We start from the raw sequence: 13,144 nt of genomic DNA on the forward strand, positions 1-13,144 counted from the left end.
GCGTGGGGCATGACGCTGCGCGGCCATGATGGATAGCTATATAGCTATCCATCATGATCGCCAATCTGCCATTGCCCAGTTATAGCGCCTGGTTCTGCTACTGAAGACGAACCTGCGGGCCGATCTGACGCGGGTCGGTACGCAGTTCGATCAAGGCCGGAACGCCAGCGGCCTGGGCTCTTGCCAAGGCGGCGGGAAAGTCTTCGGTAAGGTGCACCGTTTCTGCATGGGCACCGAAGGCCTTGGCCAAGGCGACGAAATCCGGGTTGATCAAGTCGGTGGCCGACACCCTGCCCGGATACTCCCGTTCCTGGTGCATGCGGATGGTGCCCAGCATGCCGTTATTGACCACGATAACGATCAGCGGCGCGCCGAACTGGACGGCGGTGGCCAGCTCCTGGGGATACATCATGAAGCAGCCGTCACCGGCAAAGCAGATCACGCTTCGCTCGGGCTGGTGCAGCTTGGCGGCAATCGCGGCCGGGAACCCATAACCCATGGCGCCGTTGGTGGGCGCCAGCTCGGTGGCCGGTTGACGATAACGGTAAAAACGATGCACCCAGACCGTGTAATTGCCTGCGCCATTGGCAATCACTGCATCGTCTGGCAACACGTCATTGAGGTGCGCGATCACTTGCGCCATGTCGACGCCCGCCAGCTGCGGATGCGCCAGCGGCGGTGTCGAGTGGGCGATATAGTCCGCGCGAGCCGCGTGTGTCCATGCTGCCCAAGGTTGCGCAGAAAAAGGCGGCAGCTGTTCCAGCGCCGTGGCGAAATGGCGCAGCGCGCTGAGTATCGGCAGTTGCGCCTGATAGACCTTGCCCAGTTCTTGCGGGTCCGGATGCACATGGATCAGCGTCTGCCGGGGGTGCGGACTTTCAATCAGCGTGTAGCCATTGGTCACGGTTTCCGAAAGCCGCGAGCCGATCACTAACAGTACGTCCGCATCGCGTACGCGCTCGGCGAGCTTGGGGGACACGCCAAGACCCAGCTGGCCGACGTAGTGCGGGTCACGGTTGTCGAACAGATCCTGGCGCCGAAACGAAGCCGCCACCGGCAGATTGTTGGCCGTGATGAAGTGCTTCAAGGACTCGCAGGCCGCAGCGTTCCAACCCGTTCCACCCACGACAACCAGCGGCCGTTGTGCAGCACTGAGCAGGTTTTGCAGTTCAGCCATGGCCTGCGGCTCGGGCGCGGCGTAGGCGATACGTACCGCCGGGACGTCGGCAACCATGCCCGAACCGAATAGCACTTCTTCAGGAAGACCAATCACTACCGGACCGGGACGTCCCGATTGCGCGATGGAAAAGGCCTTGGAAACAATTTCCGGGATGCGCTCCAGACTGTCTATCTCTGTCACCCATTTCGCCAGGCCACCGAACATCTGTCGGTAATCGACTTCCTGGAACGCCTCGCGGCCCATGAAGCTGCTTTCGACCTGACCGATGAAAAGGATCATCGGTGTTGAGTCTTGCCTGGCCGTGTGGACGCCATTGGCGGCGTGAGTGGCGCCTGGGCCACGGGTCACGAAGCAAATTCCCGGGCGTCCGGTCAGCTTGCCGTAGGCGTCGGCCATGTTCGATGCCGCGCCTTCATGGCGCGTGACGATAGTGCGAATGGCGCTTTCATCATGCAGCGCATCGAGCACCGGCAAGTAACTTTCGCCGGGTACGCAATAGAGCGTATCGACATGATTGCGGCACAACGCCTCGACCAGGATCTGGCCGCCGTTGCGCGTGGGAATGGAATCAGGCATGAGCTGAAAGCTCCAAAGGTCAAATGACGTGTTGGCGGAGCGGGACAGCCAAACCTTGCTGCAATGGTGCGGCAAGGTTCGCTTATCCCGGCAGGCCTATTCCGAAGGCCGGGTTTGGGTCAGTCCGGTCGGCGGCCCGTCAATGGCCGTCCAGCCGCCATCGACCGACAGGCTGCTGCCAGAAATATAGCTGGCCGCGTCGGAGGCTAGAAAGGCCACGGCAGATCCGACTTCATGGGGCTGGCCCCAACGGTTCAGCACCGTATGACCGGCGTAGGTCTTGTAGATATCCGGGCGCTCCTTGAGCGGCGCGGTCAGGCGCGTTTCGATGATGCTCGGCATGACCGCATTGACCCTAACCCCGTAGCTGCCGACTTCGGCGGCAAAGGCCTTGACCATCATTTCGATACCGGCCTTGGTGGAGGCGTAAATACCCAGGCCGGGTTCAATGGTCACGGCGCGCATCGAGGAGCACAGGATCAGGCTGCCGGAGCCCTGCTTCATCATGGGTCGCCCAAAGTGGCGCATGAAATGGAACGCGCCTTTGAGATTCAGATTCACGACCTGATCGAATTCCTCGTCCGTGTAATCGACGATCAGCTTGCGGATATTGAGCGCAGGCGTCGACACCGCGATGTCGACCCGGCCGTGATCGGCCAGCACTTTAGCCGCCAGTTCGCCGATGGCCTCGCCGCTGGCGGCGTCTGTTTTCATCCAGGCGCTTGAGCCGTCCTGGCTGATGGTTTGCGCGGTTGCCCTGGCTCCTTCAGCGTCGCGGTCGGCGCACACCACATGAGCACCCATCGCCCCCAACGCATGGGCCGAGGCCTGGCCGATGCCCGATGCTGCGCCCAGCACCACGGCAATTTTGCCCTTGAGGCTGAAGAGTTCGCGATAGTCAGTCATAGAGACTCCTTATGAATCATGGAAGCATCCAGGCCAGCGGGCCCGTCTGCAGGAATACGAGTAGCGACATTGCCGCGAGCAGCCCCAGACTCCAGCCGATAACCTTGCGAAAGATCAGCCCTTCCTGGCCGATGATGCCCACAGCAGCGGCGCCCACCGCCAGACTTTGCGGGGAGATCATCTTGCCCAGCACGCCACCGGAAGCGTTGGCGGCGGCCAGCAAGGCAGGATCAAGCCCGGTCTGATGCGCAGCGGCAACTTGCAGTGCGCCGAACAGGGCGTTGGCCGAGTTGTCCGAGCCGGTCACCGCCACGCCGATCCAGCCAATCACCGGCGACAGGAACGCAAAGGCAGGTCCGGCCTGCGCCAGCCAGACACCCAAGGTAACCGTCTGCCCCGAGTAATTCATGATGAATGCGATGGCCAGCACGCACAGCACAGTTGGAATAGCCCAGCGTAGCTGGCGCACGGTCTCGCCGTAAGTCGCGATGGCGGTGCTGGCCCGAACACGCAGCATCCAGGCGCTGATCACCCCGGCCAACAGCAGCAGCGAGCCGGTAGCAGACAGGCTGTTGAGGGTGAAGTTGGTCGCCACTTTCTTGCCGCTGGTGCTGACGATCTCCAGCCCTGGCCATGGAAACATGAGCGTGCCCGCAGACAGCCATTGTTTGACCTGCGGTATCTGCGCCAGGGAGAAGATGACAATGATCAGGATGTAGGGCGAGTACGCCAGCCACATCGCCTTGGACGTGTGGCGAATGTTGCTGCTCACCGGAGCATCCATGCCGTCGATGTCATCGACATGAGGCGCGGTCCAGAACTTGAGGAACAGGATCAATGCGCCTGCAGAACCCAAGGCGCCTGCCACGTCAGCCAGGGCTACCGAAACGTAAGTGGCGCTGAACCACTGACTGATCCCGAATGCAATACCGGCCACGAGCGCCGCAGGCCAGACCTGAACCAGCCCGCGCCGGCCATCCATCAAACCCACCAGAATCAGCGGCACAAAGGCGGCAATGATCGGCGTCTGACGACCGACAATGGCGCCCAGTGTTTCGAAAGGCAAGCCAGTGACCTGAGCCAGCGTCGTGATCGGTACGGCCAATGCGCCGAAGGCCACCGGTGCGGTGTTTGCCACCAAGGCCAGGACCGCAGCCTTGATCGGTCTGACGCCGATCGCCAGCAGCATGGCGCCTGAGATCGCAATGGGCGTGCCCGCACCTGCCAGCGCCTCCATCAAGGCGCCGAAGTTGAAAGCGATGAAAATGGCCTGGATGCGCGTGTCCTTGCTGAGCATCGCAAAGCTGTCCTTCAACACGGCGAAGTGGCCGGATTTGACGGTCAGGTTGTACAGCCAGATGGCGTTCAGGATGATCCATAACACGGTGAGCACGCTGAACGCCGCGCCGTAGAAGCCGGCGTTCAAGGTCGTCGCCACCGGCATGCCATAGGCGAAAATAGCCACCAGGGCACACACCACCAGCGAAACCAGCGCGGCAATGTGCGGCGTCACCCGCAACCACCCCAACAACAAGAACATTGTCACCAATGGCAATGCAGCAAAAAGCGACGAAAAGAGGAGCGAACCTCCTACCGGGTCGTATACCTGCTGGAACATTTGTCTCTCCTTTTGCGGAGCTTTTTATTATTGAAAAACGCTGTTTTGGCTCAGGGCTTGAAGAACGGCGTCGGGCTCATCAAGCGGTTTTCCTGGCTGATCAAATAGGCCGCTTCGGCACTTTTGGTCAGGTACACCGACCACGCCGGGTCGTTCTGCAGCGCTTTGCGCTTGGCATCACGATCGGCGGCGCTTTCGTATACCCAGATGTGCATGTAGCTGTTGATGTTGCCGCTTTCGGTTTGCAGGTATGCCAGAGGTTTGCCCAAGTGGCGGCTTTGAATTTCGTAACCATGTTCGGCATAGAGCGCCAGATGTTTCTTGGTCGTCCCTGGGCGGCAGGTGTAAGTGCGAACGTCATAAAGCATGGCGGTTACTCCAGTTGAAAGAGGAATTGCAGCGATGACTCCGGCCACCGCATGCGTTGGAAGGCGCGCGGTGAAAAGCCAGATGTCGAGAAGAGGAGGGCGCACAGGCAACAGGGTCACGAATGCCCGTTGGCCGATGGGCAACGGGCTGCTTGCGCGTTGCACTAAAGGCCAGACAGCAGAGGGCAGGACTGCGCACGCGCAGCGTCATTTCCTGAATCATGGGCATCGGAATATTTTCTTATTGGCGCGTGACCGCGGCTTCTTCCGATGGAATGTACGCACCCCGTCCAGGGGCGCGTTAGGACAGTTCAGACGTTGTTTTGTACTTTTCTGCGGGCTTAGTCAGAAGGGTGGGAATACTTTTTACGGAATTCGCCGGGCGTGCAGGTGGTGTGCTTTTTGACGAAGCGGGTGAAGTAAGCCGGATCATCGAAATTCAGCTGGAAGGCGATCTGTGCGGTGCTCAGTTTGGTGTTGCTGAGCAGGCGTTTGGCTTCCAGTGCAATCCTTTCCTGAACCAGGCGGCTGGCCGTGTTGCCGACCGTGCGCTTGAGCGCCTCATTAAGCTGCCGCTCACTGATGCACAACGTATCGGCGTATTGGCGGATGGTTGTGAAGCTCAGGTAATTCTCTTCCAGCAACAGCGCGAAGCGTTTGGTCAGCGAATAATTGAGCCCCGAACTGCGCCCATGTTCGTCAGCCGGATACAGGCGCCGCAGTTGCGTCAGCAGGATCAGCAAGTAAGAACGCACGACATCGAAGCGGCCGACCTGACGATCCCGGGATTCACTTTCGATTTCATTGAGCAGCGGCAGCATTGCATCGTGCTGCTCACGGGTGAGGTAAATCGCCGGCGCACCACGGGTCAGGTGAAAGAACGGAAACTTGGCGATGTCGTCGACCCGGGGGAACATCTGGGCAAAAAAATCGGTACTGAAGTTCAAGACAAAACCGCGCGGTTTGACCGAGGTTGTCCAGGTATGAAGCTGGCCGGGCGACAGGAAAAACACCGAGTGATCGCGGACGTCGAATTGCTCGAAATCCAGCATGTGTGTCCCTCTCGCTTCCGTCATCCAGAGCAGATGATAGTAATTGTGGCGATGCAGAAATTCGCGCGGGATGTCGTCGTGATCTTCCAGGCGCACCAGCTCGAAATAGAAAGACCCTTCACCGGCAAAATCCGAAGACTCAAGCGTGGGGAACGTATCGGTAGCATGCGCGCTCGTCCCTTTAGGCAAGGGCGGTCTCCTGATGGCACAAGGACAGGAAAGAAGTCTGCAGCCTACAGGAACCGGTTTGATTCGTAAGGTGCAATGAGCCTGGCAGGGGATGTTTCCGTTCAATCAAGTGCCTGGATTTCCCTGGACGTCTGCGCCTTTTCCGAACATGCGCGAGTCGTAAATGAAGTCATACACCTCGACGATTTTTATCAGGCTTAATGCCGGGTGATGTGGATTTATCACGACGTTGCGTTCCAGAGCCAGAACAGCTGACGGTACGATCAACCCCAGGTGGGTGTTCGCTTTCAACCAGGCGGTACCAAAATCCATGCTTGGACGATCCGCCGGGAGGCTTGCCCAACCATCCGGCAGGGTTGCTGGATCGACTTCCAGGAACAGCGACTGATCGCTGGGCAGTTCGAAGCAGGTGATCTTCATCGGGAACGTCGGTTCACCGTCCGCATGGACGAACGTTTCCAGGCAGCAGATGGCGGGGGTTAGTCCCATGTACACCGCCGGAACATCCTGATCGTTCCATCGCCCCCCTTCGATGGCCGCTCCCATTCCCGAAAGATCGTTGGCGCGTTTAGCCTTGGCAATTCTCCAGGCCCGCATCAGACAACACCACCCCATTCCAGAGATTGAAGTCCGCGCCGAACCTGCTTGGCGCCAATCTCGGTTTCACAGAGCATGATGGGTGTGCCCCCGCCGAGCGCTTTATTGGGCTTCGACATCCAGTTTGCAGCGGCTTCCCTGTCCTCGAACACTTCTTCGGCCAGGTGGCAGACGGCAGCAATCCGATCCAGACGTTCGGAGGCGACAGGGTCAAGGTTTTTATTCTCTCGTTTACGCCGTTCGAGCGTGGAGATCGATGCATTGAGCAGTGTTTCCAGACTGTGTTCTTGTAGGCCAAAGGTCACGCGGACAGCCTGGAACAGGTTCGCAGAAAACCCCTCCTTGATCTGAAGCAGCCGCTCCGAGTCCTTGAGCGCACCTCGATTGGAGCTGAAATTCCAAAATATCGCGATGCCTGACTGACGCGTTTCATCCTGCTTTTTTGTCAGGCGCTGAGCCGTGGTGGCATCGTTCATAGAAATACCTTCAATTGAATTAAATTTAACATCAATTAAAGTATACGCCTGTTGTGGATGGGTGCTATTGCCCATTTCTAACGCTTAGATGGCGCTCGCTTCAATAATAAAGGGCCTCATTAGGCCCTTTATTTCATATAAAAGCATATAATGGTTCAAATACAGTCCGTTAAGTAATTGTCTACAACGGAGGCCAGAGCTATGTCCCTGATGCACCTCCTTTACTCGCCAGCAGAAATCGCCCGCGATATTGGCAAGAACGCCCAGACCTTGCGCCTCTCGAAGAACCTTTCGCGAAAGACCCTGGCGCAGCTGTCCGGGGTTTCCGAGTCGTCGATCAAGCGTTTCGAATCGACCGGGTCCATCACGCTGGAATCCATGATTCTGCTGGCGACGGCGCTGGATGATCTGGCGCCTGTCTCCAACCTCTTCAAGCTGACGCAATTGAGCTCATCTGCACAATTGAAGAATTTGAAACGGCAGCGGGGTACGAAATGAGCAAGCCACTGAAACCAGCCGAGGCGTTGATCGTGTCTGCCAACGGGCGCGCAGTGGGCGAGTTATATCGAGCCGAGGCTAAGGGTATTTACTTCACTTATGACCCGCAGTGGCTTGCCAAGGGCTTCAATCTTTCGCCTTTTTCCATGAGTTTTGACGACAAGCCACAGCTGGCGAGGGATAACCTATTTCGTGGCCTGCATGGGCCATTTTCGGATTCCCTGCCGGATGGCTGGGGCCTGCGGCTCATGGATCGATTCTTCAACAGTCATTTCGGACAGGGCACTTCGCTCAAGTTGACCCAGCTGGACCGCCTGGCTTACCTGGGTGATCGCGGTATGGGTGCCTTTGATTATCAGCCCAAGGCCGAGCAGGTCGAGAGCGAACAAACGCTGAGCCTTGCCCGCCTGTTTGAAGCGTCCAACGAAGTCCAGGCCGGCGAGACCGATCATGTTCTCAAGGCATTGCGCATCGCCGGTGGTTCACCGGGCGGCGCACGACCCAAGGCAGTCGTTGCCCTGAGCGTCGATGGTTGCCACGCGGCTTCGGCCTTTGCCCCGCTTGCGCCGGGATATGAGCACCATATGGTCAAATTCAGGTCGTTGGATGAGCCTTGGGAAACAGGCGCCATCGAACAGGCCTATGCCGTCATGGCCCGGCGGGCCGGGGTTGTAATGGCTGAATCAAGGCTGCTGGACGTCGCGATGCCGGAGGGCAGATCCGAACGTTTTTTTGCCAGCAAACGCTTTGATCGTCGGGAAAATACAAAGCTGCACATGATGACCGTCTCGGCCCTTGTGCATGCGGATTTCCGAACCCCCGCGCTGGATTACAGCGAGTTGTTGAAGCTGACCAACGCGCTGACCCGAAGCGCTGTTGAAGTCGAAAAAATGGCCCGGCTGATGATCTTCAATGCGTTGTCGCACAACTACGACGACCACACGAAAAACTTCGCCTTTCTCTGCAACGAATCCGCAATTGAAGGAGACATTGGCCAGTGGACGCTGGCACCGGCGTACGACCTGACCTTTTCCCAAGGCATGGGCGAACATACAACCGCTTTTGCGGGCAAAGGCAAACCGACCCGCAAACTCATCAAGGCACTGTGCAAGGATTACAAATACCTCAAGCCAGACGACTATATCGAGCAGACGCTGGAGGCCTTGGTGAACCGGGAAACGGTATTTGCCGACCTGACGATCAATGCCTCGGCAGGCAGGCCAATGTTCAAGGTCTTGAGCGATGTGCGTTCAGAGTTTCTGGGTCGGTAGGAGGGGACTTGTCCCCGAAGGCGTCGGTTGGGCCAACATCATTTCGCCTGACCCAACCCGGTGTTTGCGCCAACGCCTTCCCGGACAAGTCCGGTCCTACCTGATTTGTGCAAACCCGGGACCCAACCCCGAACTTTCCCCGCTAAGCAGCACTTCCTTGGCCATCGCCACCAGCGGGCGCAGGTTGATGCGGTGCCAGGCGGCCCAGACCGGTGTGGTGTAGTGCATCCATGACACTTCGCGCAAGACCACGTTTTCCGGTGCGCTGGAGCGAAGGTTGCGTTGCAGCATGGCGATGCCCAGGCCCGCGCCGACCAGCCGTAACGCGGTCATCGGTTCGGTGACTTCCAGATGAATGTCCGGGGAAAAACCGGCCTTCATGCATGCCGCCACAAAGCCCTCTTTATGGGAACCCGCTGTGCGTTGCGCCAGGCCGCTGGCTACGCAAATCCACTGCGCTGTCTGCAGGTCTTCGGGGGTCAGCACGTTCTTCTGCGCGAGCGGATGATGTTCAGGCATCGCCAGCAGCATCACGTCGTTGAGCACCCGCGCGCTGTCCAGATCCGGGTCATCGGCCGCAGGCGGTTCGCTCACCAGGGCGATGTCCAGACTGCGCTGACGCAGGCCTTCCAGTTGATCCGCAGACGCCTGGCTGTAGAGCGCGATATGCAGATCGTGCCGGGCCGCGCGGAGGATTTTCAGCGCGTCGGGCAATACCGAGGTGTGCATGGCGTTTTCGATATAGCCGATGCACAGCCCGCCTTCTTCCCCGCGACCCAGCCGCTTGCCCAACGATTCCAGGCGTGTGGCGTGGGTGAGCAGGGCCTTGGTTTCGGCGAGGAAGGTGCGGCCATCCACTGTCAGACGAATACGCTGTTGGCTACGCTCGAACAGGTTCAGGCCAAGGAACTCTTCCAGCTGGGCAATCTGTCGGCTCAGCGGTGACTGCGAGATATGCAGCCGTTCCGCCGCGCGACCGACGTGCTCTTCCTCGGCGACGGCGACGAAATAGCGAAGCTGGCGTAAATCGATCATGACGGGTTAAGACCTGTGAAGACTCAAGTTAGCCAAATTATGTCTTGGGCGGTCTTTACTAGTCAACCTAACCTAGCTTCATGGTCACCTGAGGGTGGCAACTTGATGGGAGTCGTCTCCCGTCCTTTGCAGATTAAAGAGGATCAATCATGAGCATCAGAGACAAATTGCCCGGCGTGCTGGGCTTCGGTGGCGCGCCGCTGGGCAACATGTTCCGCGCGATTCCCGAGGACGAAGCGCTGGCCACGGTGCATGGCGCCTGGAACGCCGGGGTGCGTTATTTCGACACCGCGCCGTTCTACGGCTCGGGGCTTTCCGAGCTGCGCATGGGCGAAGCGCTCAAGCAATACGACCGCGATCAGTATGTGCTGAGCACCAAGGTCGGGCGTCTGGTGCTGGACGAAGTCGAAGACGTGTCTGCCCGGGATCTGGGCGACAAAGCGGGCGTGTTTGATCATGGCCGCCCGAACAAGCTGGTCAACGATTACAGCGCCGATGCGACCCTGCGTTCCATCGAAGACAGCCTCAAGCGCTTGCAGACTGACCGTCTGGACATCGTCTGGATTCATGACATCGCTCAGGATTTCTACCGCGATGAGTGGCTGGAGTATTTCAACGCCGCGCGCAAAGGCGCTTTCCGGGTGCTGACGCGACTGCGCGAAGAAGGCGTGATCGGCGCCTGGGGCCTGGGCGTCAACCGCGTCGAGCCGTGTGAACTGACCCTGGATCTGGAAGAAGCCCAGCCGGACGGTTTCCTGCTGGCCGGTCGTTACACCTTGCTGGACCACGACCGCGCGCTGCAACGCCTGATGACTTCGGCCCACGCGCAGAACGTCGACATCGTGGTCGGCGGCCCTTACAGTTCGGGCATCCTGGCGGGCGGTGAGCATTTCGAATACCAGAAAGCCTCGCCGCAGATCATTGCCAAAGTCGCAGCGATCAAGTCGATTGCCCAGCGTTTCAACGTCGACATCAAGGCCGCTGCGCTACAGTTCTCTCTGGCCAATCCCGCTGTGGCGGCGGTCATCCCTGGCTCCAGCCGTCCCGGCCGTATCGAGCAGGATGTGGCGGCGTTGACCCAGCACATTCCGGTCGAGTTCTGGCAGGCGCTGGTTAAAGACGGCCTGATTTCACCTTTGGCACCGCTGCCCGCAGCCATCGCCTGAATTCAATTCAAAGAGAGATCAAACATGAAAATCGATTTGAGCGGCAAACTCGCCATCGTCAGTGGCTCCACCGCAGGCATTGGCCTGGGCGTTGGCAAGGCGCTGGCTTCCTGCGGCGCGACCGTGGTGATCGTCGGTCGCGCAGCGGCCAAAGTGGATGAAGCGATTGCAGCGATCAAACGCGAGGTGCCCGACGCACAGTTGCGCGGCTGCGTGGCGGATCTGGGCACGGCTGAAGGCGCACAGCGCTTGTTCGAGGCCGAGCCGACCGCCGACATTCTGGTCAACAACCTGGGCGTGTTCAACGAAGTGGATTTCTTCGACACGCCGGACGAAGAGTGGGAACGCTTTTATCAGGTCAATGTGATTTCCGGCGTGCGCCTGTCGCGGCATTACGCGAACGACATGGTGGCGCGCAAATGGGGGCGGGTGATCTTTGTTTCGTCCGAATCGGGCATTGCGATTCCGGCCAACATGATCAATTACGGCACTACCAAGGCCGCGAATCTGGCGGTTTCCCATGGTTTGGCCAAGCGCCTGGCCGGCACCGGCGTGACCGTCAACGCCATCTTGCCGGGGCCGACCTTTACCGATGGCGTTGAAGAGATGCTCAAGGACGCTGTCGCTCAATCAGGCCGCAGCCTACGGGACGAAGCGGACCATTTTGTGCGCAGCGCGCGTCCGTCCTCGATTATTCAACGTGTGGCAGAAGTGGATGAAGTCGCCAATCTGGTGGCGTATCTTGCTTCTCCCTTGTCATCGGCGACTACCGGTGCCGCATTGCGCGTCGACGGCGGCGTCGTGGACAGCATGGCGATCTGATCGGCCTGCTACTGACATCTATTCTGGAGAGTTTTTCATGGCAACAGCATCAGCATCCCTGCGCATTCCGGTTGCAGCTGACACCGTTTGGCAATTGGTTGGCGGGTTTCTTTCCCTGCCGGACTGGCTGCCGTTCATCGCCAGCAGCGAGCCTGCCGAAGGCGGACGTCTGCGCAAACTGACCACTGACGACGGCGCGATTATCATCGAACGCCTGCAAACCTACGACAATCAGGCGCGCACCTACAGCTACTCGATCACCGAAGGGCCGTTCCCGGTCACTGATTACCTCGCTACGCTAAAAGTCGAGGCAGTTGGCGACAGCGAAACGCAGGTGACCTGGTCCGGCAGCTTCACGCCCAATGGCATTTCCGATACCGAGGCCCACGAGTTGTTTCAGGGGGTTTATGAAGGCGGCCTGGAAGCCTTGAAAGGCAATTTCTAAGCCTTGAACAAACGCTCATCCAGCATGAAGTCCAGCTCCCGCGCCTCGGCCACCATGGCTTGATACGCCGGATGCTGGACGTTCAGCAGGTAATTGGACTCGCGGGGGATGATCACGCTGGGCACGGCCAACGCCAGGCTTTGCCCGGATTCCAGCCAGACATCGCCAAAGCTGGCGGTCGAGGGTGGGGCGGGCTCGTCGCGCCAGTCGCTGGGCAGGATGTCTGGCCCGGCGTTGAGAATGTGTTGTTCGGGAAGCTTGAGTTCGAGCATGGCGTAATGCTGAATGACCGAAGAGTTGCCCAGGTGCACCAGCACCTCAAGCAGCGCCAGGGATTCACTGCCGGCGCAATACACGCAGGCTTTGCCTTTGCTGTTCCAGCGTCCGCCATAGAGTCTGGCCCCTTCGCCATCGAAGGCCTGGGCCAGCCATTTGCGTTTGACCAGGCGATAAAGACTGATCAAGCCACGACCCCATGTTCAAGACGACCGATCAGGTCCAGCACGGCCTGGGCTTCGGCTGAAGTGGCGAGCATTTCCAGCGGACGATGATTGCCAAGCCCGCGCACCGGTTCGACGAGCCAGCGCCGCGTGGCGTTGGTATCGCTTTCGAACAGATCCAGCGCCGCCTTGTAGACCGCCGCCAGACGAAACAGACGATCGCTTTCCTCGGCATTGAATTGCCGCACTTTCAGACGTCGCTGCAAGGTGGCGGGCGCAATCCCTAAATGGATGGCCAATGTCGAGCGGTTAAGGTCGGTGTACTGCGCCAGGCGTTCGAATACCTCGTAAGGCAAGCCTTTGCGCAGCGCGGCATACAACTGAGTGCCCCGAGGCGGGACACCCAATTGCTGCCAGAAGCCCGAGGCCTGGTCTGGAGCAGGTTGATAATTGCGGATGGCGATGGACATTGGCGGGTCCTTTTGATCGTTTGATATCTAGATAC

General features: G+C 59.1%; 15 protein-coding genes. 5 read left to right on the top strand and 10 right to left on the bottom strand.

All coding sequences use genetic code 11. The features are described 5' to 3' along the window. Positions 1-97: 97 nt before the first annotated feature. The 7 genes from CFII64_RS28120 to CFII64_RS28150 all read right to left on the bottom strand — a co-directional run bounded on the left by CFII64_RS28120 (position 98) and on the right by CFII64_RS28150 (position 6,962). Positions 98-1,756: a thiamine pyrophosphate-binding protein gene (locus CFII64_RS28120; RefSeq protein WP_020294283.1), complete on the bottom strand. Its 1,659-nt coding sequence runs from the start codon at positions 1,754-1,756 to the stop codon at positions 98-100. Between the two features lie 96 nt (positions 1,757-1,852). Then, the gene (locus tag CFII64_RS28125; RefSeq protein ID WP_020294284.1) at positions 1,853-2,662 is read right to left on the bottom strand and encodes an SDR family NAD(P)-dependent oxidoreductase; all 810 of its coding nucleotides are present in this window, start codon (positions 2,660-2,662) and stop codon (positions 1,853-1,855) included. Between the two features lie 16 nt (positions 2,663-2,678). After that, positions 2,679-4,280 (bottom strand): L-lactate permease, encoded by a 1,602-nt coding sequence (locus tag CFII64_RS28130; protein ID WP_020294285.1) that lies wholly within the window; start codon positions 4,278-4,280, stop codon positions 2,679-2,681. A gap of 50 nt (positions 4,281-4,330) precedes the next feature. Continuing rightward, the gene (locus CFII64_RS28135; protein WP_020294286.1) at positions 4,331-4,648 is read right to left on the bottom strand and encodes an NIPSNAP family protein; all 318 of its coding nucleotides are present in this window, start codon (positions 4,646-4,648) and stop codon (positions 4,331-4,333) included. Positions 4,649-4,989: 341 nt separating this feature from the next. Continuing rightward, on the bottom strand, positions 4,990-5,889 hold the full coding sequence (locus tag CFII64_RS28140; RefSeq protein ID WP_020294287.1) for an AraC family transcriptional regulator: 900 nt from the start codon (positions 5,887-5,889) through the stop codon (positions 4,990-4,992). Between the two features lie 105 nt (positions 5,890-5,994). Continuing rightward, entirely contained in the window at positions 5,995-6,486 is a 492-nt protein-coding gene (locus CFII64_RS28145) for an RES family NAD+ phosphorylase (protein ID WP_044901766.1), read from the bottom strand. After that, positions 6,486-6,962, bottom strand: coding sequence for an antitoxin Xre/MbcA/ParS toxin-binding domain-containing protein (locus tag CFII64_RS28150; protein WP_020294289.1), 477 nt, complete (start codon positions 6,960-6,962; stop codon positions 6,486-6,488). Before CFII64_RS28150 ends, CFII64_RS28145 begins: the two co-directional genes overlap by 1 nt. Before the next feature lie 201 nt (positions 6,963-7,163). On the opposite strand from CFII64_RS28150, the gene CFII64_RS28155 reads away from it, so the two are divergent. Beyond that, a complete protein-coding gene (locus CFII64_RS28155) occupies positions 7,164-7,460 on the top strand; it encodes a helix-turn-helix transcriptional regulator (protein ID WP_020294290.1) in 297 nt (98 codons plus the stop codon). Then, on the top strand, positions 7,457-8,731 hold the full coding sequence (locus CFII64_RS28160) for a type II toxin-antitoxin system HipA family toxin (RefSeq protein WP_020294291.1): 1,275 nt from the start codon (positions 7,457-7,459) through the stop codon (positions 8,729-8,731). Before CFII64_RS28155 ends, CFII64_RS28160 begins: the two co-directional genes overlap by 4 nt. Positions 8,732-8,827: 96 nt before the next feature. On the opposite strand, the gene CFII64_RS28165 is transcribed toward CFII64_RS28160, so the two are convergent. Further along, a complete protein-coding gene (locus tag CFII64_RS28165) occupies positions 8,828-9,766 on the bottom strand; it encodes a LysR substrate-binding domain-containing protein (protein WP_020294292.1) in 939 nt (312 codons plus the stop codon). A gap of 149 nt (positions 9,767-9,915) precedes the next feature. On the opposite strand from CFII64_RS28165, the gene CFII64_RS28170 reads away from it, so the two are divergent. From CFII64_RS28170 to CFII64_RS28180, 3 genes are read left to right on the top strand one after another with little or no spacing between them, the layout of a single operon-like run. Next, on the top strand, positions 9,916-10,932 hold the full coding sequence (locus tag CFII64_RS28170; protein WP_020294293.1) for an aldo/keto reductase: 1,017 nt from the start codon (positions 9,916-9,918) through the stop codon (positions 10,930-10,932). Between the two features lie 24 nt (positions 10,933-10,956). Beyond that, the gene (locus CFII64_RS28175; RefSeq protein WP_020294294.1) at positions 10,957-11,754 is read left to right on the top strand and encodes an SDR family NAD(P)-dependent oxidoreductase; all 798 of its coding nucleotides are present in this window, start codon (positions 10,957-10,959) and stop codon (positions 11,752-11,754) included. Between the two features lie 37 nt (positions 11,755-11,791). After that, positions 11,792-12,199 (top strand): SRPBCC family protein, encoded by a 408-nt coding sequence (locus CFII64_RS28180; protein WP_020294295.1) that lies wholly within the window; start codon positions 11,792-11,794, stop codon positions 12,197-12,199. Here the strand turns inward: CFII64_RS28180 and CFII64_RS28185 are convergent. Together CFII64_RS28185 and CFII64_RS28190 are read right to left on the bottom strand one after the other, a co-directional pair. Then, positions 12,196-12,663, bottom strand: coding sequence for an RES family NAD+ phosphorylase (locus CFII64_RS28185; protein ID WP_020294296.1), 468 nt, complete (start codon positions 12,661-12,663; stop codon positions 12,196-12,198). The genes CFII64_RS28180 and CFII64_RS28185 overlap by 4 nt on opposite strands. Further along, entirely contained in the window at positions 12,660-13,109 is a 450-nt protein-coding gene (locus CFII64_RS28190) for an antitoxin Xre/MbcA/ParS toxin-binding domain-containing protein (protein WP_020294297.1), read from the bottom strand. The genes CFII64_RS28185 and CFII64_RS28190 overlap by 4 nt, the downstream gene beginning before the upstream one ends. Between the last annotated feature and the right edge of the window lie 35 nt (positions 13,110-13,144).

It is taken from the genome of Pseudomonas sp. CFII64 (assembly GCF_000416235.1).
Lineage (GTDB): Bacteria > Pseudomonadota > Gammaproteobacteria > Pseudomonadales > Pseudomonadaceae > Aquipseudomonas.

What these genes read in the sequence shown, in the direction of transcription:
- CFII64_RS28130 (WP_020294285.1), bottom strand. Translation starts at nt 4,280, where the DNA reads ATGTTCCAGCAGGTATACGACCCGGTAGGAGGTTCGCTCCTCTTTTCG.
- CFII64_RS28155 (WP_020294290.1), top strand. Translation starts at nt 7,164, where the DNA reads ATGTCCCTGATGCACCTCCTTTACTCGCCAGCAGAAATCGCCCGCGAT.
- CFII64_RS28175 (WP_020294294.1), top strand. Translation starts at nt 10,957, where the DNA reads ATGAAAATCGATTTGAGCGGCAAACTCGCCATCGTCAGTGGCTCCACC.
- CFII64_RS28145 (WP_044901766.1), bottom strand. Translation starts at nt 6,486, where the DNA reads ATGCGGGCCTGGAGAATTGCCAAGGCTAAACGCGCCAACGATCTTTCG.
- CFII64_RS28135 (WP_020294286.1), bottom strand. Translation starts at nt 4,648, where the DNA reads ATGCTTTATGACGTTCGCACTTACACCTGCCGCCCAGGGACGACCAAG.
- CFII64_RS28180 (WP_020294295.1), top strand. Translation starts at nt 11,792, where the DNA reads ATGGCAACAGCATCAGCATCCCTGCGCATTCCGGTTGCAGCTGACACC.
- CFII64_RS28120 (WP_020294283.1), bottom strand. Translation starts at nt 1,756, where the DNA reads ATGCCTGATTCCATTCCCACGCGCAACGGCGGCCAGATCCTGGTCGAG.
- CFII64_RS28125 (WP_020294284.1), bottom strand. Translation starts at nt 2,662, where the DNA reads ATGACTGACTATCGCGAACTCTTCAGCCTCAAGGGCAAAATTGCCGTG.
- CFII64_RS28150 (WP_020294289.1), bottom strand. Translation starts at nt 6,962, where the DNA reads ATGAACGATGCCACCACGGCTCAGCGCCTGACAAAAAAGCAGGATGAA.
- CFII64_RS28190 (WP_020294297.1), bottom strand. Translation starts at nt 13,109, where the DNA reads ATGTCCATCGCCATCCGCAATTATCAACCTGCTCCAGACCAGGCCTCG.
- CFII64_RS28165 (WP_020294292.1), bottom strand. Translation starts at nt 9,766, where the DNA reads ATGATCGATTTACGCCAGCTTCGCTATTTCGTCGCCGTCGCCGAGGAA.
- CFII64_RS28170 (WP_020294293.1), top strand. Translation starts at nt 9,916, where the DNA reads ATGAGCATCAGAGACAAATTGCCCGGCGTGCTGGGCTTCGGTGGCGCG.
- CFII64_RS28160 (WP_020294291.1), top strand. Translation starts at nt 7,457, where the DNA reads ATGAGCAAGCCACTGAAACCAGCCGAGGCGTTGATCGTGTCTGCCAAC.